General features: G+C 57.3%; 20 protein-coding genes and 1 tRNA gene. 6 read left to right on the top strand and 15 right to left on the bottom strand.

What is annotated here, in order from left to right; translation table 11 throughout:
- Positions 1-111 precede the first annotated feature (111 nt).
- From K1Y02_08915 to K1Y02_08870, 10 genes are all read right to left on the bottom strand, one after another.
- A complete protein-coding gene (locus K1Y02_08915; GenBank protein MBX7256469.1) occupies positions 112-573 on the bottom strand; it encodes a GNAT family N-acetyltransferase in 462 nt (153 codons plus the stop codon).
- Positions 574-587: 14 nt separating this feature from the next.
- On the bottom strand, positions 588-1,487 hold the full coding sequence (locus tag K1Y02_08910; protein ID MBX7256468.1) for an NAD(P)H-binding protein: 900 nt from the start codon (positions 1,485-1,487) through the stop codon (positions 588-590).
- A 17-nt stretch (positions 1,488-1,504) separates the two neighbouring features.
- Positions 1,505-2,095 (bottom strand): NAD(P)H-dependent oxidoreductase, encoded by a 591-nt coding sequence (locus tag K1Y02_08905; protein ID MBX7256467.1) that lies wholly within the window; start codon positions 2,093-2,095, stop codon positions 1,505-1,507.
- A gap of 34 nt (positions 2,096-2,129) precedes the next feature.
- Positions 2,130-2,540, bottom strand: coding sequence for a DUF4259 domain-containing protein (locus K1Y02_08900; protein MBX7256466.1), 411 nt, complete (start codon positions 2,538-2,540; stop codon positions 2,130-2,132).
- 249 nt (positions 2,541-2,789) lie between these two features.
- A complete protein-coding gene (locus K1Y02_08895) occupies positions 2,790-4,076 on the bottom strand; it encodes an alpha-L-fucosidase (GenBank protein ID MBX7256465.1) in 1,287 nt (428 codons plus the stop codon).
- 18 nt (positions 4,077-4,094) lie between these two features.
- Positions 4,095-4,418 carry an L-rhamnose mutarotase gene (locus K1Y02_08890; GenBank protein ID MBX7256464.1) on the bottom strand — a complete coding sequence of 108 codons (324 nt, stop codon included), beginning with the start codon at positions 4,416-4,418 and terminating at the stop codon, positions 4,095-4,097.
- Positions 4,419-4,428: 10 nt separating this feature from the next.
- A complete protein-coding gene (locus K1Y02_08885) occupies positions 4,429-5,601 on the bottom strand; it encodes a hypothetical protein (GenBank protein MBX7256463.1) in 1,173 nt (390 codons plus the stop codon).
- A 79-nt stretch (positions 5,602-5,680) separates the two neighbouring features.
- Positions 5,681-6,352: a GNAT family N-acetyltransferase gene (locus K1Y02_08880; protein ID MBX7256462.1), complete on the bottom strand. Its 672-nt coding sequence runs from the start codon at positions 6,350-6,352 to the stop codon at positions 5,681-5,683.
- A 2-nt stretch (positions 6,353-6,354) separates the two neighbouring features.
- Complete coding sequence (locus K1Y02_08875) at positions 6,355-7,047, bottom strand: GNAT family N-acetyltransferase (GenBank protein MBX7256461.1); 693 nt, start codon at positions 7,045-7,047, stop codon at positions 6,355-6,357.
- A gap of 99 nt (positions 7,048-7,146) precedes the next feature.
- Complete coding sequence (locus K1Y02_08870; protein MBX7256460.1) at positions 7,147-8,040, bottom strand: carbon-nitrogen hydrolase family protein; 894 nt, start codon at positions 8,038-8,040, stop codon at positions 7,147-7,149.
- A gap of 104 nt (positions 8,041-8,144) precedes the next feature.
- Between K1Y02_08870 and K1Y02_08865 the strand changes: the two genes are divergently transcribed.
- On the top strand, positions 8,145-9,386 hold the full coding sequence (locus K1Y02_08865; protein MBX7256459.1) for a VCBS repeat-containing protein: 1,242 nt from the start codon (positions 8,145-8,147) through the stop codon (positions 9,384-9,386).
- A gap of 364 nt (positions 9,387-9,750) precedes the next feature.
- Here the strand turns inward: K1Y02_08865 and K1Y02_08860 are convergent, their stop codons facing one another.
- Genes K1Y02_08860 through K1Y02_08850 form a run of 3 tightly spaced genes read right to left on the bottom strand, consistent with a single transcriptional unit; the run spans position 9,751 to position 13,738 of the window.
- Positions 9,751-10,194 carry a hypothetical protein gene (locus K1Y02_08860; protein MBX7256458.1) on the bottom strand — a complete coding sequence of 148 codons (444 nt, stop codon included), beginning with the start codon at positions 10,192-10,194 and terminating at the stop codon, positions 9,751-9,753.
- A complete protein-coding gene (locus K1Y02_08855) occupies positions 10,191-11,300 on the bottom strand; it encodes a hypothetical protein (protein MBX7256457.1) in 1,110 nt (369 codons plus the stop codon). The genes K1Y02_08860 and K1Y02_08855 overlap by 4 nt, the downstream gene beginning before the upstream one ends.
- Positions 11,297-13,738, bottom strand: a complete 2,442-nt coding sequence (locus K1Y02_08850; protein MBX7256456.1) for an alpha-mannosidase — start codon at positions 13,736-13,738, stop codon at positions 11,297-11,299. Before K1Y02_08850 ends, K1Y02_08855 begins: the two co-directional genes overlap by 4 nt.
- 143 nt (positions 13,739-13,881) lie before the next feature.
- On the opposite strand from K1Y02_08850, the gene K1Y02_08845 reads away from it, so the two are divergent.
- Both K1Y02_08845 and K1Y02_08840 read left to right on the top strand, forming a co-directional pair.
- Positions 13,882-15,231, top strand: coding sequence for a cellulase family glycosylhydrolase (locus tag K1Y02_08845; GenBank protein MBX7256455.1), 1,350 nt, complete (start codon positions 13,882-13,884; stop codon positions 15,229-15,231).
- A gap of 27 nt (positions 15,232-15,258) precedes the next feature.
- Entirely contained in the window at positions 15,259-16,125 is an 867-nt protein-coding gene (locus K1Y02_08840; GenBank protein MBX7256454.1) for an SDR family NAD(P)-dependent oxidoreductase, read from the top strand.
- On the opposite strand, the gene K1Y02_08835 is transcribed toward K1Y02_08840, so the two are convergent.
- The gene (locus tag K1Y02_08835; protein MBX7256453.1) at positions 16,073-16,987 is read right to left on the bottom strand and encodes a dihydrodipicolinate synthase family protein; all 915 of its coding nucleotides are present in this window, start codon (positions 16,985-16,987) and stop codon (positions 16,073-16,075) included. The two genes, K1Y02_08840 and K1Y02_08835, sit on opposite strands and share 53 nt — an antisense overlap.
- Positions 16,988-17,176: 189 nt before the next feature.
- On the opposite strand from K1Y02_08835, the gene K1Y02_08830 reads away from it, so the two are divergent.
- Positions 17,177-17,262 (top strand) — tRNA-Leu (locus tag K1Y02_08830).
- Between the two features lie 156 nt (positions 17,263-17,418).
- Here the strand turns inward: K1Y02_08830 and K1Y02_08825 are convergent.
- Entirely contained in the window at positions 17,419-18,993 is a 1,575-nt protein-coding gene (locus K1Y02_08825; GenBank protein MBX7256452.1) for an alginate export family protein, read from the bottom strand.
- 312 nt (positions 18,994-19,305) lie between these two features.
- On the opposite strand from K1Y02_08825, the gene K1Y02_08820 reads away from it, so the two are divergent.
- Entirely contained in the window at positions 19,306-19,659 is a 354-nt protein-coding gene (locus tag K1Y02_08820) for a hypothetical protein (protein MBX7256451.1), read from the top strand.
- Between the two features lie 132 nt (positions 19,660-19,791).
- Positions 19,792-20,967 carry a DUF5009 domain-containing protein gene (locus K1Y02_08815; protein ID MBX7256450.1) on the top strand — a complete coding sequence of 392 codons (1,176 nt, stop codon included), beginning with the start codon at positions 19,792-19,794 and terminating at the stop codon, positions 20,965-20,967.
- Positions 20,968-21,248: the final 281 nt, after the last annotated feature.

Here is a 21,248-nt window from a genome sequence, read left to right as displayed (position 1 = left end):
ATGGTTCGCGTGCGAGACTTCAAGGATATGGTGAAGGGGCTCTCTTTGCTTCAGGTCTCGCACAGGCGCCGTTTGCGAGACTGACTGGCATGTGTTCCCGAGAGGTCCCGGCTAGATTCGCTTCTCCATGTGAAAATTGGTAAAACGAACGCCCTTCCGAGTGACCTCATGTTCTTCAGTCACCGTGTAGCCATGTTTCTCCAGAAAGGGCCGCGCAGTGATGCTGGCTTCAGTGTACAGACGGCCGAGTCCCATGGCCTTTGCGTGTTTTTCGCAACGCGCCAAGAGAGCTGTCCCGATACCTTCTCCCTGGTGCTCGGCGTGACAGTATATGCAGTCGATACACCCGCGAGGTTCCAGATCGATGAAACCAACGATCTTGCCTTCCATCTCGGCAACGTACGTGTACCGGTTGTCGAGACGTTCTTGCCATTCGTCGATGTTGACGTCGTCGGGCGCCCAGGCCGCGATCTGCTCCGGGGCATAGTCGCGGCTGTTTACCCGCCGGACCGTCTCCACGTACAGGCGGACAATCGCTTCGGTGTCGTCCCGCAAGAAATCTCGAATGTTCACATTCACCTCTTCACCTACCTCCTTCGGGCAACTTCGTTGGCATACGTTCGCCCGAGCGTGTCCGCATGATCGCGAATCCACTCGCTGAGCACTGTGGCACCCGTGGGTTTGGCGTCTGTCCATAACAAATCATGCATCAGAGCATCGATTTCGTCGCGGGTCAATATCACGTCGCCGACCGCCTTTCCAATAAGCGATACGGCGAAGTGCGCCAATCCCGGCGGCATCGAAACAATCTTCCGCTTCAATCCAAGTAACTTGGCCGTTAACGCAACCAGTTCGCGGAATTCGAATACTTCCGGCCCGGTGCCATCCACCGTGGCATTCTCCGTCGATGCCCCCAGTTCAACAGCCAGCCCGGCAAAGTCTTCCACGTGTATCGGCTGCACCCGGTAGCGCCCGTCACCAAACACGCCGAACACAGGGAACCGCCGCGTAGCCCACGCAATATTGTTAATTAGAATATCCGACCCGCCAAACAGGATTGCCGGACGTAGAATAGCATGACTCATCCCCGAGTTGCGTAGTGCTTCTTCGAGACGGGCCTTTTCGCGGAAATACTCGAAGGGGCTTTCCAACGAGGGCTTTGTAATACTGACGTGGACAATCCGCCGCACCCCCGCGTCCTGTGCCGCGCGAAACAAGGTCAGCGTATTCTTGACCGCCTGAGCCCGCGTGAACGTGCCGTAGTTGAAACGAATCCAATAGGTGTTATAGAGAACCTCGCAACCACGCAGTGACTCCACGAGCTTGTCGGGCTGGTCAAAATGGAACGGGCTCGCCGGAACCCGCCCGGCAAAAGGATCGCGGGAAGACGTGGTCAGCGTTCGCACCTCGTGCCCGCGTTCAAGCAGCATGCGCGCAATAACCTGGCCGGAGTAGCCAAACGCGCCAGTCACGACATGACTACCCATGCCCCTCTCTCCTTGACTTAACAGAACGCCGAGATGGCGAGTTCCCTGGCCTCGCTCAGCCACGCACGACGTTGTTCTTCGGAACTGGTGACGATCACGCTGAACACTCTTCGCCGTACATCGTTAACACCACATAGGCCGAAAATGCAATTGCGCCAGATAGTCTCAAGCGGGTCGCCAAAGACGCTACGTTCCCTTTCGTCGGGCGTGTTGGCCGTATTCAGCACCAGCGCGGTCCGGGCTTTGAGCAGACCAATCGGGACGCCCTCCCCTCCGTCGCCTTCTTCAAACCGGTAGGCCACTCCCGGCCGAATCACGCGATCGATCCAGCCCTTGAGCAAAGCAGGGGGCTGTCCCCACCAGTTCGGATGAACAATCACGATTCCGTCCGCATTGCGCAAAACGTCGCAGTGTCTCTGTATGTACGCGGGAACGAACCCATCCTCCGGGATTTCGTCCTTAGGCAGGAATGGGTCAAACCGTTCGGCATAGAGGTCGTGAAAGATAACTTCATGCCCCTTTGCGGCCAGTTCATCGCACACGGCCGCCGCCAACGCATGGTTGAAACTGGATGGGTCCGGATGCCCCAGTACTACGAGTATATTCACGTCCCCCGCTCCCGGCCGAATCAACCGCCGTGCGTCAGGCGGAAACCCTGGATTTCAGTTCGGCCACGGAGTCCTTCCACTCGTCCAGTTCATCCGTCTCGGTCCACATTTCGAGGAGTTCAGAGGGTTCGACAACAACGCGGTTGACTACGGCGATGGCTTTCTTCACGAGGTCGGGACTGGGCTTAAACTTCATCTTCTTGACCCACATATCGACGGGTTCGGAATAGGGGCTCTTAATGCCCCATTTTCCTTTGAGGCGCGCGACCACCTCGACGGCGGCCAATCCCTCTTCCGCGTCCGGAGCTTCAAGGTATTCGTCCCCCGCCTGGATGACTCGGTCCAGAGTATTCTCGACGTAGGACAAGTCCTCCGCCTCTTCCAAGCCGAATGCCCAATCCGCCGCCGCATCGTTCTCGAAAATGCCGCTACCCCAAGTTCCCATAGTGCCTCCCAAACTCTCTATCCCTTACCCGCAACGCGCGGGCTTGTATTACCTGCTGCAAGACCAAGTGTCTAGCCGCCGACACGCGGTCCAAATCGCGACCACGCGTTCTCCCAAAGGGCCGCACGTTCTGGCACCCCTTCGATACTGGAAATATTCACTCAATCGCACCCCGCAAGACAACAGAAAAAAATGTCAGCCGGCTGAGCCCGCGCTGTCCCCCCCGCGCACATAGTACGCCCGGCTCGGCTAATCTATTCCTTCCATCACCGGAATCTCCAGCGCAGGCGCATCCAATTGCAGCTGGATGACGGTGTCGATATCGTTTCGATCAGCCGGCGCCACCGATACCTCAAGATTCGTGTCGTTAGCGCTCACCGTCGCCTTGCCTCCAGTAAGCGATTTGTGGGAAAGGACCTTGGCCGGAAGAGGGCCAAAGGTCAACGTGTCTTTCGGCCATGACATAATGTGTAGATAAACCGTGTTCCCGGCGCAGGTGCTGGCTCCCCACTTCCCGGGCTTGTAGGGCCCACCGCGCGTCCCATAGATGGACTCCCCGTACTTCGCCAGCCATTCTCCCATGGCCTTGAGCCGTTCCACCTGCCGGGGTTCGATTGCGCCGTCCGGCATGGGACCCACATTGAACAGGAGATTGCCGTCTCCCCCGGCGCAACGCACTAGAGTCTGAATACAGTCTTTGACCGGCTTCACGTTGTCGTTCGGCTTCCACGCCCACTGATCGCCGATAGTGATGCACGATTCCCATGCGCGATTGCGTTCGAAAGCGCCTATCGTCTGTTCGGGCGTATCGAAATCGGCTGGAAGCCCCGCGCGATTGTTGATGAGTATCTGCGGCTGGAGCGTCCGAATCATGGGCAACAGGTTCTGCGAATCCCAGTCTTTGTCCGTCCCGCCCAAACCGTCGAACCAGAGAATGTCCACCTTGCCGTAATTGGTGCACAACTCACGCACCTGGCCGTGCAAGTACTCCAAGAATCGGGCGTGATTCTCCGTGCGGTAGTCGGGATGGTGCCAGTCAGGCGGCGAATAATAGAAACCTAATGGAAGGCCGGCCTCGTGGCAGGCATCCGCCAATTCCTTGACCACGTCGCGCTTGAACGGCGAATTCGTGATCTTATAGTCCGTGAGCGCGCTGTCGAACATGGAGAAGCCGTCGTGGTGACGTGTCGTGAATACGAGGTACTTCATTCCCGCTGCCTTGGCAATCGCCACCCACTCGCGGGCGTCAAAGTTTACGGGATTGAACTCCTTGTAAAGGTTGTCGTAGACATCCACGGGGATCTCGCCCGTGCCGCCCGTCCCTCGACGTTCACCGCCTCGCGACCAGCCAATTTCCGTACCCTTGAGACTGACCGGCCCCCAGTGGATGAACAGCCCGAATCGAGCTTCCTGCCACCACTTGAGTGCTTCCGGCTTTGCCGTTAGAAGGTCTTGTGCGAATACGGGCATGCTCAAGACAAGACAGACCAAAACGAGCACGACGTTGCGATTCATGGTTTGCGAATCGATACGCATGGATCCCCCCCTTGCGAACTAGTCGCAGTGAAACACTTCTTCCATCGACGCCCACCATTCTCCTTCAGCGCGCGTTGGCAGCGGTTCCTGGCACGGCTTGCACACGGCCCACCACTCCTGGGTGAGGGGATCCGCAGCCATCTTGGCCATGTCCGCTTCAAAATCTCCGCCGTGATACTCGAAATAGCTGAAGAGAAACCCGTCTTTGTGGTAGATGGAATAGTTGCGGATATTGCACTCCTGAATCATAGCGAGGATTCCAGGCCACACCGCCGCGTGCAAACGCTTGTACTCCTCCAATTTCTCCGGCCGGACACGCAGCACACTTCCGTAACGTCTCATGCCGCCTCCTTCACACCGGTTGATCGAACTCGCCCAAGTTCAGTGGATACACACCGAACTCCCGCGCCAATTCGACCACATAGGAATAGGTCTTCGGTTCAACATTGTCGGGCATGGAGTGATCGGACTGAAGAATATAACCGCCACCCTTTGCCGCGTTGAGCTTTGTGAGAATCTCGCGGCGCACAAGCTCGCGATTGTTCGTGGCAAGAACGCGCACATCGATGTTGCCCACAAACGCCAAGCGCTTGCCGAATTGCCGTTTAAGATCGACCACGTTCAATCCGGCTTTCGCTTCCAGCGGATTGTAGGCGTCAACACCCGCTTCAATGAGGTCTTCGTAGACCGCTGAAGCATTACCGCAGCCGTGATAGACGACTTTCAGCCCGGCAGCATGGATCGCATCGCAGATGCGCTTGACCTGAGGCTTGTACAAATCACGCCACATCTCGGGCGAGAAGAACATCCCACGGTCGTAAGCCACGTCGCCCCACACGTACATGCCCGAGAGCAATCCACCCGCAGCCTCGACCTGCGCCTCGACTATTCCCACCAGGAAGTCCCCGAGACGCTCAAGGATCCTGCCCATACGAACAGGATCTTCGGCGAGTTTCATAAGCACATTCTCGGTGCCCATGATGCGCCACACCATTTCGTGCGGCTCACAGACGCTGCCAAATACGCAACACGTTTTCGCAGCGTGGTTGACTCGGTCAACGTAGGACGGATAACCAAGCACAAGGTCGTCGCCCACACTGTTGATCTGGTCGTCGATGGCATTGAAGTACCGTCGTGGGTCCTTCGGATCGTCGAATGCGAGCTCATCCATCTGCTCGAAGCTTTGCCAGGTGAAATCGGCGTAATAAGGCATCGGATGGACCGATTTGCGAACGATAGTCGCGCCGAACCCCGTGGTCACAACCTTCTGCTCCTCCGAGTTCTCGACTATGCGAACTCCTTGGATGTGAGGATCCATGTTGGGATTGACCACAGACACGTCAAGGTCCCAGTAGGCGTAGGGATCGAATCGATCGCCGATCGCATGCCCGGTTTCGTCCATCAACTCGCATTTGCAGCGGCGAACAAAATTGGTCCAGAAGAAATCGCCCACGGGCACACGGTCGGGTTCTTCGTGGTTCAATGCCGCGAGTACCCGCCTGCGCTTGGATTCGACACTCGACATCGGCCTGCACTCCCCCCCTGAATTGTGCGTTAGCGCGTGTTAACGCCCCGCACTCCCCCCTCAGCCAGCGTGCCTCAAATTATAGTGGAGCTAAAGGCACCGTATCGCGCGTCCGCAACTGCACCAGCATCGCCCGCCATTCCGCGGGTTTGTTGGGCAATACGGAATAGTAACGTGTCAAGAAATTGGCCACCAAATCGGTCGGCAATTCTTCTAGGGATTCGTCTTCCGGCAAGAAACAGAGGTCCAATTCCGATACAGCGTGCCCGTTGTTCTTCCACGACGGGTGTACATACGGGAAATTGAGCCTCTTGTATCCGAGATGTGACAGGACTTCGCGCCTTACGAAGGGGTCCATCACTTTGATTCCGCCGAACGCGTGTTTTTCCGCACGGTACGGATCGTAGATCTCGGCGAACATGCCCAGCGGCTCGGACCCTTGCTGCTCCGCCCACTGCTCAATGTCTGCTTGCCGATGAACATAAAGGAAACGCCCAATGCCCATGCCCGGCCGCGCAATAATCGTGAAATCGGTCATGGCAACGCAGAAATCGGCGTAGTACCGGTATTCGGTGGCGCCCACGACGGCGTTGTCGTGCACGGCTGCGCACACACGTATGCCGGGATCCTCAAGCGGATCGCGCCACGCATCGAACGCAAGCACCTCTTCCGGCGGGAAGACCTTCTGCATCAACTCATGCAGGCTCTTAAACAACGGGTCGTCTATGGACGTTATGCGAACGTAGTCCATGCTCAATTCCTTAATCCGGAGGCCACCCTCTCGGCGCGAAATGGATTCTGCCACTGCATCAAGACGGCACAGTCGCCCGACTCTTCGTCATCGAGGTAATCGTGAACGACGCGAACCGGCATACGTCCGCACCGCATCAGAAACGTGACGATAGGATCTTGCACCGTTCCCTTAACAACTTCCTCCAAGTACTGCTCCGGCGTCAGCGCGCCCGCATGGGCCGCATATCCAGGCATCCGGGCGCCGCCCAGCAACCGGTCCAACCCCTTGGCAACAACAAGTTCATACATACTGTACATGAGCGCCTTGCCAATCCCGAGTTTTCGGTAAGCCGGCCGGACACTGATGTCTACCACGTACAGCGTGTTGCCGTTTGGATCGTGATTCGTGATGTATCCCATATCGGTAATGGTGGCCCATGAATGATCCGGGGCATCGGGATTCCAGGTTACCAGCAGACCGGTCACCGATCCCGCTATCTCTCCTTCCACCTCGGCACAAAGCGCGCCATCAGGAAAGAGCCGGACATGGTTCGTCAGTTGGGTTGTATTCCACCACAGTTCCGACGGAAAGGGCGGAGGAAAACTCTCTTCTTGCACGCGAATGAGCGCGTCGAAGTCCGAGGGGACGTAGTTGCGAATCACAATCGGAACCGGTCGATTCCCCTCAAAGAGGTACATCTTCTTCGAATACATTGTTCGAGGACGTTCCTCTCTTTACCCTGCCAAGGCTACACGATGCACCTATGATACCAAGTATTGGGAGAATTGCGAAAGGGTTTCGCCCGCGCAGGCTCAGAATGCGCCCGGACCTTCCGCAGAAGCGCCGCCACATCCCAAGTCAGGGTACAGATCGGTGCGCCGGTCGCGCCAAGTCGTCACGGAGCCCTTCGCCCGGACCTCGCGCAGCAGGTCGAGGTCCAAATCTCCTACTACAACCATATCGTGATTGAGCTCGCCTTCGGCGATGACGCCGCGAGGCGGAAAACAGACGTCGTTGGGCGCGAGTATGGCGGCCTGCCCCGTATTCGCGCGCATGAAATCCACTGCCTGAAGCGTTCCCACGGTGCCGGAAGTTACAACGTAGACTTGGTTTTCGACGCATCGGGCATGGCAGCAATAGCGCACACGATAGAATCCGTGCAGGTCGTCCGTGCAGGAGGGACAAAGGACCACGTCCGCTCCTCGGCCCACGGCCATGCGCACGATTTCCGGAAACTCGATGTCGTAGCAGGTCAACAGGGCGACCTTCATCTTTCCGGTGTCAAACACATGGACGGCATCTCCACCCGAGATGCGCCACTCGTCTCGCTCGGTCGGTGTGATGTGCAGCTTGGGCTGCTCCGAAACCCGCCCATCCGGGTAAAACAGGTGGGCCACATTCATCAGACGGTCGTCCCGGCGTACGACGTGCGTACCCGCGGCGATGTACATGCCGGCGTCTCGCGCAATCTGCGTGAAGAGTTCCAGGTAGCGTCCGGTGAAGCCAGCCAGCGCCTCAACGGACACGCCTCGATCGCCGACTCCAGGTATGGACAAAAGCTGAGTCGTGAAGAACTCGGGAAACAGCACATACTCAGCAGCAAACTCGGCCGCTGTCTTGACATAGTGCTCGACCTGCGCGGCAAACGCCTCGAATGAATCGATGCCGTGCAGGTGGTACTGAACGGCTGCTACCCGAATTCTCATGAAACCCCTCATCGTGATTGACTGCAGACATCCACCGCGTGCACACGCAGGAGATACCGTGTACACTCGTTCTAACCGGAATCTTTACACAAGGAAGCCCGACCGTGAATAGAAACCGTGTCTCCTTGCTGTGCGCACTGCTAGCGGCACTATACATCAATGCCGCGGTCCAGGCACAGACCCCCAGCTCTCCCCCACCCATCGCCAGCCCGATTACTTTTGAGAAACAGGTGATCGATGCGGCGTTCGAGAACGGTTATCAAGTCAGCGCGGCGGACGTGGATGGCGACGGGAAACTAGATGTCTTGGCGCTGTCCACCACGCCTTCTCAGTTGGTGTGGTATCGCAATTCGTCGTGGGAACGATTCTCCATCACAACCCAGACCAAGCTGAATATAGACCTGGCGCCCTCCGATATTGATGGAGACGGAGACGTCGATGTTGCGCTGGCGTCGGAGTTCGATCTCAATGACTCCACAGCAGGTGGCCTCGTCGAGTGGCTGGATAACCCTGGCGATCCGGCTGCGCAGCAGGATTGGAGGCGATACAGAATTGACGCAATCCCCACCGCTCATCGAGTTCGCTGGGCCGATATCGACGGAGATGGAAAACGCGAGTTGCTCGTGCTGCCCATCATCGGGGTCGGCGCGAAAGCCCCGGACCATACGACAGGGGTGCGCTTCGTGGCGTATCGGGTCCCCCAGAATCCGAAAGAAGAGGCGTGGCCCGCACTCGAAATCGACTCGAAGCTGACGACTGCCCACGGCTTGGCCGTCGTACGCTGGGACAATAACGAGCGCGACGACATACTCACCGCCAGCTTTGACGGCCTACATCTGTTCCGCTATGACCCCAAAACTCAGACCTGGGGTAAGGAACGGCTGGGTTCCGGCAACCGCATGGATCAACCCAAGCAAGGTTCCAGCGAAGTAGGCATGGGCAATCGGAAGGAATGGCCCGGACGTTTCATGGCAGCCATCGAACCGTGGCATGGCAACGAGGTTGTCGTATATGACCCTGTGCGCTACGTCGAGGATCCCTGGCGCCGCATCGTGATTGACAGTACCTTTAACGACGGGCATGCCTTGGCAGTCGCCGATTTCGACAAAGATGGCAACGACGAAATTGTGGCAGGCTATCGCGGCGCGCCCTACGCACTCTATCTCTACAACAGCGTCTCTGGGACGCGCGATTGGCAACGCGCCGCAATAGACGAAGGCGGGGTGGCGGCCTCCGGCGTAGTGGTCGCGGACATCGACAACGACGGCAACCCCGATATTCTTGTTGCGGGGGCGTCTACAAACAACGTGGTGTGGTACAGGAATCGCGGAAAGAGCGGCCCCTGACAAGATAGGTTGTAGTCTAAGTTATGAATACGCCGAAACATAACAGGAACATGATTTCCTTCACGGCAAAGGGGTAAGTTGTAATCCCCGTCTGGTTGCGAAGGGAATTCGAAACCGAGGCAGGAAGCAAGGCAATCGTTCAAGCGACTCCCGAAGGCATTCTTATCAAGCCGATTTCCCGCCGGGCCATTGCCAGACTGCACGGTATCCTCAAGCATGACCCCAACACCAAGCCCCTTTCCGAAGAGTGGACGGCGCACAAGAAGTCCGAAGGACTGTCAGGGGAACGGAAAGTTGGCCGAAACCGTCCTCGATAGTCTCGCATGGAAGCCATTTGCATCGACGCGATTGAGGTCCGAGCGCGCTAGAACTTCTGAAACTTCTCCCTCAACCTCTCCGCGCGGGCAATAATGCTCTCCGCTTCGCGGACGCGTGCTTCATCTCCGCTGGCCCGAGCTTCCTGCAACGCATTGCCAAGGGCATTCAGCAACACGGCAATCTGCGCATCGAATTGCTGGGCGAGTTCGTGCGCGGGCGGAATCCGCGTCACCAGAATTACTGACGGTCCCACGCTGAAACCGCCCTCTTCCATTGTTTTGACTGTCTCCGCATCCAGAGCGCCGAAAGGCGAATCGATGACCTGGAAAAGCTCGTGTTTGCGTAGAAAGTCTAGAAGGTCACGCTCGTCAAATGGCCCCAAGTCGCTCTGCCTGCGCAGGTAAGAAACCAACTGGTCAAAAGGAACCAGGGCGCGGCTCACCTGTTTCAGGTAGCTGAGCACTTTCTGTTCGATGTCTTCGAGAATCATGTGGGTGGCGCTTCCAATCTCTTGAGTATTTCTTCACCCGCGATGCGAACCCCTTCGCGATTCCAATGACCGTCCTTCTCGTAGTAAAGACTCGCGGGATTCGCGTGATTACGAAACACGGGCCGCAAGTCTACCGTCGGAATCAAGTACTCGCGAAGATTCAACATCACTTCGTCGTAACCTTCCGCTTCCTTGGTTGCGCCGTGGAGCGTAGACTGCTTGCTCGGTATCAGCACAACGACGAGCTGCGCGCCGTTGGCGCGCGCCGAAACGACCGCCTGCAACACGCTTTCTTGAACACGGCCCAATTCGTATGCGGTAGGTCCTCCAACGGTCATGCGTTCTCCGCGCACCTTGGCATACAAGACCCGGTAGAAGGCATTCCATCCTTTCAAGTAGGTCTTTACGAAACGTTCTTTCCAGTCCACGCCGATTGGCGGCCCACACCATGTCCCTGAATGATACGCAAACCAATCGAGATCGCTTCGCCGCCAATCGTCATAGTCCGTAATCTCGGAGAAATCGTTCTCGAACAGACCCAGCACAATCCACTTGGGTTTGTTGATTAGGGCGTAATCGTTGAGAATCGTGTAGTACTGCGCCGGGCACTGTCGATGAATCGACATGCTGTAGTATGAGAGACCGTGCTCACGAAACATCGTGTAGAAGGAGAATGCCGCCCCTTCCATGAACGAATCGCCAAGGCCGATAACATCGACCGGCTGCCCGGATCGGCGCGCGGCAATCGCCTCGGGATGATTCCAGAACCCGAACTCATCTGTCGACAACGGGTCCAGCTCGGTGTCGGAATTCGCGAGCACTATGTGCTTGCCAAAATCGATATCGGGCTTCCAGGTAAAACCGATGCTGTCGTTCAACGTCAAGTACTGTTGAATGGCAGCCACTTCGGTGCGCGGCCTGTACAACATATGCCCATACCGGTGGCGCAGCACAGCCTCGCCCAAAGCAACCACCAGCGACATCGAGAGCGCCAGCAGGAGCGCGTTGCCGAGAAAGCGCTTCATGGCCTTTCTGACGCGCTCTTTTCGTGCCTTCGGGCCTTCCGCCCTTGCATCCGGCAGCGTTATTTCGGGCGTTGAACTCATTCCATCGATTCTTCGAGTAGATTCACTTCCACGGCATTTCCATGCTCGCGTCCAATTCGCACCGTCTTTATTTCATGCGGTCCAAAGGTCACACGCGCGGAACGGTCGCTGTTAGGCAGCCGGATAATGGTATCGGTCTTTCTGCCCGCTGTCTCGTAGCCGCGCACGATAATGTCCTCGCCATCCTCACTCTTCTTGAAGACGGTCAAGAGTACGTTCGGCGCTTCAGTATCAAGGAAAGACATGCTCGGTCCCAAACGCCCCGGATGCGCCGACTCCACGTGGACAAACAGCGGCTCATTCAGTTCCCAGGCCTTGCGGCAGACACCCGCCGTCTTCCACGTTCCTCCGTGCGGCGCCAGTCGGATGCGCACCGTATGCCAACCCTGGTCCATGATCGCGAACGGTTGCGACGAATCATATCGGGCGGGATCGTGGTGCGCATAGGCCGGACTGCGCAGCAGCGTAACACGCATGGTGCCGCCGCTCATGTCGAATCCGTACTTGGAGTCGTTCAGTACGGCAAGTCCATAGCGATCTCCATCCACTTCGCCGGACAAGTCGATCCACTTCTGCCCAGGCTCTTCGTTGCCGTTGGTGGTGCGTTCCTGACACCCGTAGGCCGTGTCGTAGGTCGAGACGCCTTGCTCGATGCGGGTCTCGTACCCGAGCTTGAGCATCGTGTAGCGCTCTTGCCAATTGATCTTGAACACGCAGTCTATCGTATCGTCGTTCCGGTAAAGCGACACAAATGTGTCCGCGTGCGATTTTCCGTACCGGGACTGCACGCGAACCGTCGCGCGAACCGGGCCTTCCTCAATGACGCTCAACTCGGCATTGCCAAACCGTCCTGCCTCGTTGCGATACTGTGGGAAGTCGTGGCCCCACGTGTCTGACGAGTCGACTATCGCCGCAAGCACGTTGCCTTTGTTCAGCACTTCTATCTCGCGCTTCTTGTCGTAGAGCCTGCATAGGTGACCCTGATACGGGTCGAATTCGATGCGCCACCATTTGTTTTCGAGAAAGTCGCGACCGGCTTTGAGCTTGCCGTCTTGCTTGACCTTCTTGTGTCCCGATCGCGCGTGATAGCAGCGGTATCCGAGCGCAGGCACTTCGGCCGTGAACACGTGGGCCACACTACCAATACGTTCGTCGAGAGCAGGCTGACTCAGGGTCGGTTCATTTTCCGCATCAACAAAATGAATCGGCGTCTCGAGCGTACGTGCCGCGATGGGAGGTGCAGTAACAACCTGCCGGACCGGCCACGGCAACGGATTCACCACCATCAGCGTGTTGCCCTCGGGTGTCGTGTCTACGGCGCGGGCAATCACCTGAATCGACTCATTGCGCACCACATTCGCCGCGTGGCGCGCCGCGCCAAGCTGATCGCGCGCATCTTCGTACGATGACTCCAGGCTTGTGCCCGCTAGAATATCGTGGAATTGGTTGTACAGAAGGTCTTTCCAAGCCTTCTCCAACACGTCTTGCGGATAGGAGTGGTTCTGGGTCAGCCACGCAGCCGTGGCGAACCGTTCCGCGGCCATTAAGGCGTGTTCGGTCGAACGATTCAGGCGTTTGATGTCGGCATGCGTCGTGTAGCAGCCCTGGGCATGATGCTGAAGATCCGTCGAAATCGTGGCAATCGCTTTCTCATCGGTATCTTTCAAAAAGGCGTCGAAATAATCCCGCAGCGTGGAGAACAACACCTTGGGAGATTTCTTGTCGTTCTGCGCTTCCTGGATCTGCGCAATCGCCCGCTTCGTAGGTCCGCCGCCGTGGTTGCCCACGCCGTAGAATCCCAAGATCTCTTTCTGACCTTCGTTCAGATGAACGTTCTTGGCCAAACGTTCAATGCGCTCGCGCGTTTCCGCGTCGGCGTTATAGCTTTCAAGAATCAGGGTCGCAAGGATGCGCGTTCCATCGTTGGCCTGCCACCAAAACGTAGTGCCTTCCGGATAATGCATCTCGGTTAGAGCGTCCGGGCGCATGTACGCGTAGCTGTCGATTCCCAACTTCTTGTAGATCTGCGGCAAGGTACCCGCGTGTCCAAAACTGTCGGGATTGAATCCGACGGTAACGCGCACGCCAAACTCCTTCTCAAAGAAACGCTGAGCATACAAACCCTGACGGACAAACGATTCGCCGGAGGGAATGTTACAGTCCGGTTCAATCCACCATCCGCCCGCGATTTCCCAACGTCCTTCTTTCACGCGGGCGCGAATCTGTTCGAAAAGCTCCGAATCGCATGCCTTAACCCACGCGTAGAAACATGCGCTGCTCGCCGTAAACGTGAACTCGGGCGTTTCGTTCATGCGGTCCAAGGCGCTGCGGAACGTCGCACGCACCTCTTCGTACCCTTCCGGCCAACGCCACAGCCACGTAGGATCGATGTGGCCATGACCAATCATATGTACAGTCTTCTTGCTCAACTCAGACATGGTGCTCCTCTCGTTAATTCAACCGCGCGGATCATAGTTCTCAGCTTGAACAGGCGCAAATTGCTCGCGGTCAACTGGTGACTCTCGCACGATCCGATATGCTAGACTTTACCAAAGCCTAAACGCACTGGGGGGAACGCGCCATGACGATCCGCCTGTTCCGTATTGCGTTCACGTGCACCGTTTGCACAATTCTCGTCTTTGGCTGCGAAAAGCCTCTCCGCGCGCCACACCTGCGCGATGCCGACAACCGGATCGTCATCTATCACGGCGTCAACGTTTCCAACTACTCGAAGTACAGCGCCGACTTCTTGCCCTGGCAGACCAAAGACGACTTTGCGCGGCTAAACAACTGGGGCTTCAACGTCGTGCGTTATCTCGTCTTCTGGGAAGCCATCGAGCCCCAGGAAGGCGTCTATGATGAGGAGTACCTGGACGCGACCGTTGAGCGTATCGGTTGGCTTGAAGAGCTTGGCATCGACGTCATTGTCGACCTCCACCAGGACCTGTATAGCGGCAGGTACGGCGGCGATGGGTTTCCCGACTGGGCCATCAACGACAACGGAGAACCCTTCACCCCGCAAGAGCCGTGGAATCTTAACTACCTGCAGCCTGCGGTCATCGCGTGCTTCAACAACTTCTGGGCCAGTGACGCCCTCAAAGCAAAATACGTGAACATGGTTGAACATTTGCTCAATCGAGTCGATGACCTGCCCAACGTGATCGGACTGGATATCATGAACGAACCCTACGGTGCGGATGATGTCCATTTTGAGCAGACCACCCTGTCGCGGTTCTATCGGGACGTGCAGGACATGCACACGGAAAACGGCTTTGATACGCCCCTGTACTTCGAGCCGCGTATTCTTACGTCCGGCGGCCTGAAGACCAACCTTGCGTTCAATCCGCAGGAAGGCAGCGTCTACGCGCCGCACTATTACGAATTGCTCAGCCAGTTCGGATTGGGCTATCCGGAGACCTCCAAGCTGTGGACGGAGCGCGCGGTGAAAATGCGCGTGGACGATGCACGCGCCTTCGGTACGCCGTTGTTCTTTGGAGAGTTCGGCATCCACGGAACCGCCGATTCCGACTACAACTATCTCAATGACCTGCTGGAACTCTTCGATTACTATCAGATCGGTTGGGCCTACTGGTCCTACGATGTGGCGCATGAAGGTGGCTACGGTCTTATTGACGACAATGGCGACGAGACCACAACGTTGCAGATCATTGTACGCATGTATCCCCAGCGCATTGCCGGAGACGACCCCGAGTGGAGCCTTGGAGAACAAAGCTTCGACCTCACCTACACCGCCAACGATTCCAGCGCGCCGACCGTCATCTTCGTCCCAATGGGCCTCGCATCGGTACAGGTATGGCAAAATGGGCAGGCAATCTCGTACGACAATATCTCTCGCTATCTGTCGATTCCCAATGTGGGTGGCGCGGGGACGAAACAGACGATTCATATCGAATGGTCCCAGCCGGGCTGAAAACGCACTTGGTGCGGGGATGAACTCATGCGCGAAATAAGAGGCAAAGTTGCGCTCGTGACCGGTGCGGCAAGCGGCATCGGACGCGCCACGGCATTGGCCCTCGCGCAGGAGGGCGCGAGGATCATCATCTGCGACGTGAATGATGAGGGCCTCTCTGCACTACGCACTGAACTGAGCGCCATCTCCGAATGCCTGCTGGCCGAGCGCGTAGACGTTGCGGATTTCGAGCAGATGCGCGCCTTCGCGGACCGCGTCCACGAACTCGTTCCTTGCGTGGATATCCTCGTGAATAACGCGGGCGTGGCGGTCATCGGCGATATTCTCACCACGACCATGGATGACTGGAAGTGGCTGCTTGGCATTAACCTTTGGGGGACAATCCACGGCTGCCACCTGTTCGCGCCGAAGATGGCGGAGCATGGTCATGGCGGCCATATCGTCAACGTATCTTCCATGCTGGGTTATGTGGCCACACCTTTCACCACCGCGTATGTCACAAGCAAGTTTGGCTCTTTTGGCCTGGGACTGAGCATGCGCGCGGACCTTCAGCCCTATGGAATCGGTGTCTCGATCATCTGCCCGGGGGTGGTCAAAACGAACATACTTCAAGCGACGCGCATCCGCGGCGTTGTCGAACACGAACGGGCACGGGACCGCGTCGAAAAAACGTACGCAAAGCGCAATTTCGGGCCTGAACGCGTGGCACGGGCCATCGTCCGCGCCATACATCGGAACCAGGCGATTGTCCCCGTCACGATTGAATCGAGGCTCCTCTACTACCTCAACCGACTGTGCCCGGCTGCCGTTCGCGCGCTAGTTGGGTTCTCCGCGGAAAGGCTTAAAGGGGAGCTGACGCTGCTTCATCCTCCAACGCAATCGCGTACTCGATAAGCTCGTCCGCGATCCGCGCGTGATGGGCGTCAAACGGCATAATCGGCTGCCGCACGCGATCGGTGGCATACACGCCTTGCCTATGCAGTAGCCTTTTGAAGAAGTGGATCGACATGTCAAGATGTTGGTTGGAGAAGGCCAGCACGGGCAGCAGACGGTTAAACAGGGCGCGCGCAGCGTCGCGCCGGCCGCTAGCATATAGACCGTAGATGCGCGTGTAGAGTGCGTGCATCCCCGTCGGCATGAATGCATGAACGCCGCGATCGAGCGCTTCGATAATCTGCATTACCGCCCAGCCGCCAGACACGTGCAAGCGGCGGCCCGTCGCTTCAAGCGCCGCCGAATACTTGACGCCCGCGGGCACAACTTCCACTTTCAGGCAACGAAACGAATCTATCTCCTCAAACAGCCGGGCTATCAACCGCACCGGCACTCCACCGCCGGCAGCGTCCCAATCCTGCAGCATCAAGAAGGGCGGCCGGAGATCGGCCACCTCGCGCACCGCTTGCGTATACTGGACATCGTCCTCATAGGGAATGCTCACAAGCACTCCATCGCACCCCAAGTCAATGAGAGCCTTCGCCGCGCGGACCCGCGCGACTCCGTCAGCCGCGGATGCCCCGCCAATTACCGGCACTCGCCCACGGCATTCATCGAGTACCTCGCGCACCATTTCCTCGCGCTCGGTCTCACTGAGCTTGCCCACCTCGGAGGCCATCGCAGGTACCAGGAACCCCACCACGCCAGCGTCAATAGCCCGCGACACATTCTTGCGCAAGCCCTCCGTATCGATACGGTCATGCGACGTGAACGGCGTGTTAAGCACCGTGATGATGCCGCGCAGATCATCTACTGGTTCCATCGCACACTCCCTCGTAGGTCCTCGTTGTTCGGCACGATTCTACCACCTCGGAACGCCACGCATAAGGCTTCGGTACACGCGGCTCTTGACCGCCGTCCTTTGCTCGAGTCTTTCCATCGTCGCCTCGCGTTTGACCCGCGACTCCGCCGTGCGCTATGATCTCCCCCGCTTTACCGCTTCTACCTTCGTGCCGGAGTGGTGAAATGGCAGACACGCATGGTTCAGGACCATGTGGGCGCAAGCCCGTGGGGGTTCAAGTCCCTTCTCCGGCACCATCTTCCCCATTTTCCCTTCAGATTCAAGCCGTGTCGTACCGTCGTGCGCCTGTGATCTAACTTGAGGACCAGCCGGTTCTCTTTCGTCCCGCGAAAAGCACAACGCCCGCCGCGAGGGCAGGCGCTGTAGGCAAAACTGACTGATAATTTGACGGTCTAGAACTTCAATACCGACATCAAGAACACATAGTCGGCATCCTGGTCGTCGGAGCCGCCACTAAATGCAGTCCCATTGAACTGGAAGTAACCTCCATCCGTAAGACCGTCACCCGCGAACAGGTGGCTGTAGTACAACAAGAAGTACAGGTCTTCGGAGTAGTTGTACTTCACGTAGAACGATGCTTCGTAACCGATGTCGTTACTTCCTTCGTTGGTCCAGAACGAGAAGTTCGGCGCGAGGGGAATGCGCCAATCGCCGACTTCCCAATAGGCCGGCTGGTCGAAGGGCGCATCGATCCACGCCTTGACCAATTGCAGGTGCAACAACACCTGCTCCGAAGGATGCAGGTCAACGCCGCCGCCAACCATGTAAAAGTTGGACAACCAACCGTTGTCATTCACCACGGGCAGGTAGTTGTAGTCGGCGAACAGCCGGTTGAACGATACACTGGCATCCGGCCGGTACAGCGGGTTAAGCCACTGCGCAAAACTCAGGTCGCGGTTGTCCTGCCCTTCGAAATAGGCGCCAATCAAGGACACGCGCGGCTTCCACGTCACGTCAAAGGTGTAGCCGGTTCTCAGATCCGCGCCAATATTGTCGTACCGCGCGTCGTCGTCGCCGTACATCATGCCGATGGGCACAAAGCGCGAACCAAGGCTGTCGGCTTCGCCAAACTGGTACGCGACTTCCAAGTCGTAGTCCCAGTTGCCCAATGCCCCATTGAGACGGATGCCCACCGTGTGCAGCGTGGTCGGGTCATAGTTGTCGCGGCCAATGGCATCTTCCACCCACTCGCTGAACGCGTCGTAATCGGTGTCATTGCGGCTGCGCCCGTCGCGCAGGAAATACCAATAGGCCGAAATGTCCACGGGCTTCAACGCCTTGTATGTTGCGTAGACACCGTAAAAATCGACATCGCCGTCTTGCTCACCCACGCCACCCTCAAAGGGCTTGGCCCAGAAAGCATCCACGGAAAAGTCCTCCGTGTCATACGTGGCGCGGACTGCGTCGAATGAAAGGCGCTGCGTTGGCGTAAGCATTTCGTTTACGAGCCAACCTTTACCCATCACGAGGGCTTGACGGCCAATCCGAACCCGAAGCGGCAAATCGCACACGGAATCAAGCTGTATATAGGACTGATTAATCTCGACGTCTTCGCTTGTGGAAGCCCGGAAATCCGCGCCGGTAATGTAGTCCGAACGGAAGTCCTCGCCCCAAACGTTGTAGTCGTATAGCTCGATGTATCCGGACACATTGTCCGTGAGGTCCGCGCGAACGTTAAGCAGAATCGCGCTCTCCGCAAAATGCCAATCGGGACCTTCTGCATCCCAGTCAAAAATAGAAAAGACGTCTGACGCGCCGATGGGCCGCTTGAAAAGAAAATCGCCAGGCACGCGGACGGTTCTGCTGAAGTCCTGCTCGAACACGTTCCGGTAATAGCGGTAGCGCATGCGCAATTCCCCGCCAACCTGCACGTTTTGCAGGTCCGCCCGGGCAAGATCCGTCAAAAGCAGACAGGTCACGCCGACGAGCGCGCAGACACGAAACACTCCGGATAGCTTGCGGTACATGATTCCCCCTACTCTGCGGCCGGTTTCCATCCCGAGGATATGAATTCCCCGCTTCTACGGTCGCCGCAGTCCAATTGGAATAGTGGATTCCCCCGTCGACACACCGCCCCAAATCCCCAGAGTCCATTGGGACGACAAACTGATACTAGTCTACTTTGAGTAAACGCTGCCATTCAAAGACCCGGATACTCACATCGATAGTACAGAATGCTCCCTTCAAAAGCTGGGCAAACTTGCAGCTTTGCCACCCTCATTCATAGTATCGAGGTAGTCAATGGCCGTCGCCGCATTACGGATCAGGAGGTACCTTCCATGTTCGAGCAACGTGACGATGCCCTCCTTTCTCGCAAGCACTTCTTGCTGCGACAACTACGATTCACGGCCCTTGCGGGGTTACTGCTCGGAGTTTCGTTGGGGTTGGGCGTAATCGGGTACCATTATCTCGCCAATCTCGGATGGGTGGATTCCCTGCTCAATGCATCCATGATTCTGACGGGGATGGGCCCCGTTAGCCCCATGCCGACCAACTTGAGCAAGCTGTTCGCCTCGGCGTATGCCCTTTTCAGCGGGATTGTCTTCCTGACCTCGGCTGCAGTCCTTGTCGCGCCCCCTTTCCATCGCATCATTCATCGATTCCATCTCGATACAGACTCCGATGATTCCTGACGGCTGCACGTTTCCTGGGGGTGCATAGCCTCTTCTGGATATTGCTCGGCTGCGTCTTTATGCTAGTGCGATACGTCAATCGTTTGAGGAAGTACCTTTATGAGCAGCGATGTCAATTCCACCACCCCCTCGATGTCCATCGTGCAACGGCTGCATTCGCTCGACGCCTATCGAGGTTTCGTCATGTTCCTGATGATGGCGGAAGTTTTGCACTTGAGCGCCGTGGCTGCCGCACGCCCCGCCAGCAAGTTGTGGCAATTCCTCGGTCATCACCAATCTCACGTCGAATGGGTGGGATGTTCGTTGCACGATCTGATACAACCGTCGTTCTCGTTCATCGTCGGCGTGGCGCTGCCCTTCTCGATGGCCGCGCGCCTCGCAAAGGGACAGTCCAAACAACGAATGTCGCTGCACGCTTTTTGGCGCGCCTTGCTTCTGGTGCTGCTTGGCGTGTTTCTGCGCTCAACCCATGCCGATATGACCCGCTGGACCTTTGAAGATACCTTGTCTCAAATTGGTCTTGGTTACGGATTTCTCTTCCTTCTCGGTTGGTGTTCGCCGCGCGCCCAATGGTCCGCGCTCGTCGCCATCTTGGTGGGATACTGGGCGGCGTTTGCGCTGTATCCGCTGCCCGGCCCCGAGTTCAATTGGGCGGCCTCAAAAGTGACCGCGGATTGGCCTCAGAATCTGGCTGGCTTTGCCGCGCACTGGAACAAGAACACGAACTTCGCATGGGCCTTCGATACGTGGTTCATGAATCTCTTCCCGAGAGAAGAACCATTCACAAGCAACGGAGGCGGATATTCAACGCTGAGCTTCATTCCCACCTTGGCCACGATGATCCTCGGTCTGCTCGCAGGCAATGTGCTGAACACCACGCGGACCCCCCAAGAGAAGGTCCGTTGGCTGGTAATCGCGGGCATTATCGGACTTGCATCGGGCTGGCTGCTGGGTGCATTGGGCATTTGCCCCGTGGTGAAGCGCATCTGGACGCCAAGTTGGGTGCTCTTCAGCGGCGGCTGGTGTTTCCTGTTGATGGCGGCGTTCTACGCGGTCATCGATTGGGCGCGCGTGAGCAAGTGGTCGTTCCCGCTCATGATCATCGGCGTTAATTCCATCGCCGCCTATTGCATCGCCCACTTGTTCGGCGAATTCGTGCACAAGAACCTTACGATCCACCTCGGCGAAAGCATATTCAAAATCGCCGGCGATGCGTACGAACCGTTCCTGCTTGGAGCCGCCGTGCTGCTCGTGTACTGGCTGATCCTGCATTGGATGTATCGGCGGAAGATCTTCCTCCGAATCTAGAATAGTGAATCGTAATTAAGGCAACCTATTGGTTGACCCAAGGAAGAGTCAATAGCGGCGGAATACAGGGACTGACACAAGCGCAGCGAAGCGGAGACGTGTCTGTCCCTGCTTTCCGCCCAAAATAAGATGCCATCAGTACGAGTCACTCCAGTAGCGACTACCCCAATCGCGTGTATTCGTCGAGCAAGCGCAGATAGACGCGGTATTGTCCCAGAGACACCCCCGGCGGCGTTTGATGGTCAACGCTGGGGATAAAGCCTCCCGTCTTCATCAAGGGT

The sequence above is a fragment of the Candidatus Hydrogenedentota bacterium genome, from assembly GCA_019695095.1.
Taxonomy (GTDB): domain Bacteria; phylum Hydrogenedentota; class Hydrogenedentia; order Hydrogenedentales; family SLHB01; genus JAIBAQ01.
This window is presented reverse-complemented; position numbering and strand designations above follow the sequence as displayed.

Bases quoted from the DNA above. Each gene is read 5' to 3' on its own strand.
- K1Y02_08910 (MBX7256468.1), bottom strand. From the start codon at position 1,487: ATGGGTAGTCATGTCGTGACTGGCGCGTTTGGCTACTCCGGCCAGGTT.
- K1Y02_08900 (MBX7256466.1), bottom strand. From the start codon at position 2,540: ATGGGAACTTGGGGTAGCGGCATTTTCGAGAACGATGCGGCGGCGGAT.
- K1Y02_08895 (MBX7256465.1), bottom strand. From the start codon at position 4,076: ATGCGTATCGATTCGCAAACCATGAATCGCAACGTCGTGCTCGTTTTG.
- K1Y02_08890 (MBX7256464.1), bottom strand. From the start codon at position 4,418: ATGAGACGTTACGGAAGTGTGCTGCGTGTCCGGCCGGAGAAATTGGAG.
- K1Y02_08885 (MBX7256463.1), bottom strand. From the start codon at position 5,601: ATGTCGAGTGTCGAATCCAAGCGCAGGCGGGTACTCGCGGCATTGAAC.
- K1Y02_08880 (MBX7256462.1), bottom strand. From the start codon at position 6,352: ATGGACTACGTTCGCATAACGTCCATAGACGACCCGTTGTTTAAGAGC.
- K1Y02_08875 (MBX7256461.1), bottom strand. From the start codon at position 7,047: ATGTATTCGAAGAAGATGTACCTCTTTGAGGGGAATCGACCGGTTCCG.
- K1Y02_08870 (MBX7256460.1), bottom strand. From the start codon at position 8,040: ATGAGAATTCGGGTAGCAGCCGTTCAGTACCACCTGCACGGCATCGAT.
- K1Y02_08860 (MBX7256458.1), bottom strand. From the start codon at position 10,194: ATGATTCTCGAAGACATCGAACAGAAAGTGCTCAGCTACCTGAAACAG.
- K1Y02_08855 (MBX7256457.1), bottom strand. From the start codon at position 11,300: ATGAGTTCAACGCCCGAAATAACGCTGCCGGATGCAAGGGCGGAAGGC.
- K1Y02_08850 (MBX7256456.1), bottom strand. From the start codon at position 13,738: ATGTCTGAGTTGAGCAAGAAGACTGTACATATGATTGGTCATGGCCAC.
- K1Y02_08845 (MBX7256455.1), top strand. From the start codon at position 13,882: ATGACGATCCGCCTGTTCCGTATTGCGTTCACGTGCACCGTTTGCACA.
- K1Y02_08840 (MBX7256454.1), top strand. From the start codon at position 15,259: ATGCGCGAAATAAGAGGCAAAGTTGCGCTCGTGACCGGTGCGGCAAGC.
- K1Y02_08835 (MBX7256453.1), bottom strand. From the start codon at position 16,987: ATGGAACCAGTAGATGATCTGCGCGGCATCATCACGGTGCTTAACACG.
- K1Y02_08825 (MBX7256452.1), bottom strand. From the start codon at position 18,993: ATGTACCGCAAGCTATCCGGAGTGTTTCGTGTCTGCGCGCTCGTCGGC.
- K1Y02_08820 (MBX7256451.1), top strand. From the start codon at position 19,306: ATGTTCGAGCAACGTGACGATGCCCTCCTTTCTCGCAAGCACTTCTTG.
- K1Y02_08815 (MBX7256450.1), top strand. From the start codon at position 19,792: ATGTCCATCGTGCAACGGCTGCATTCGCTCGACGCCTATCGAGGTTTC.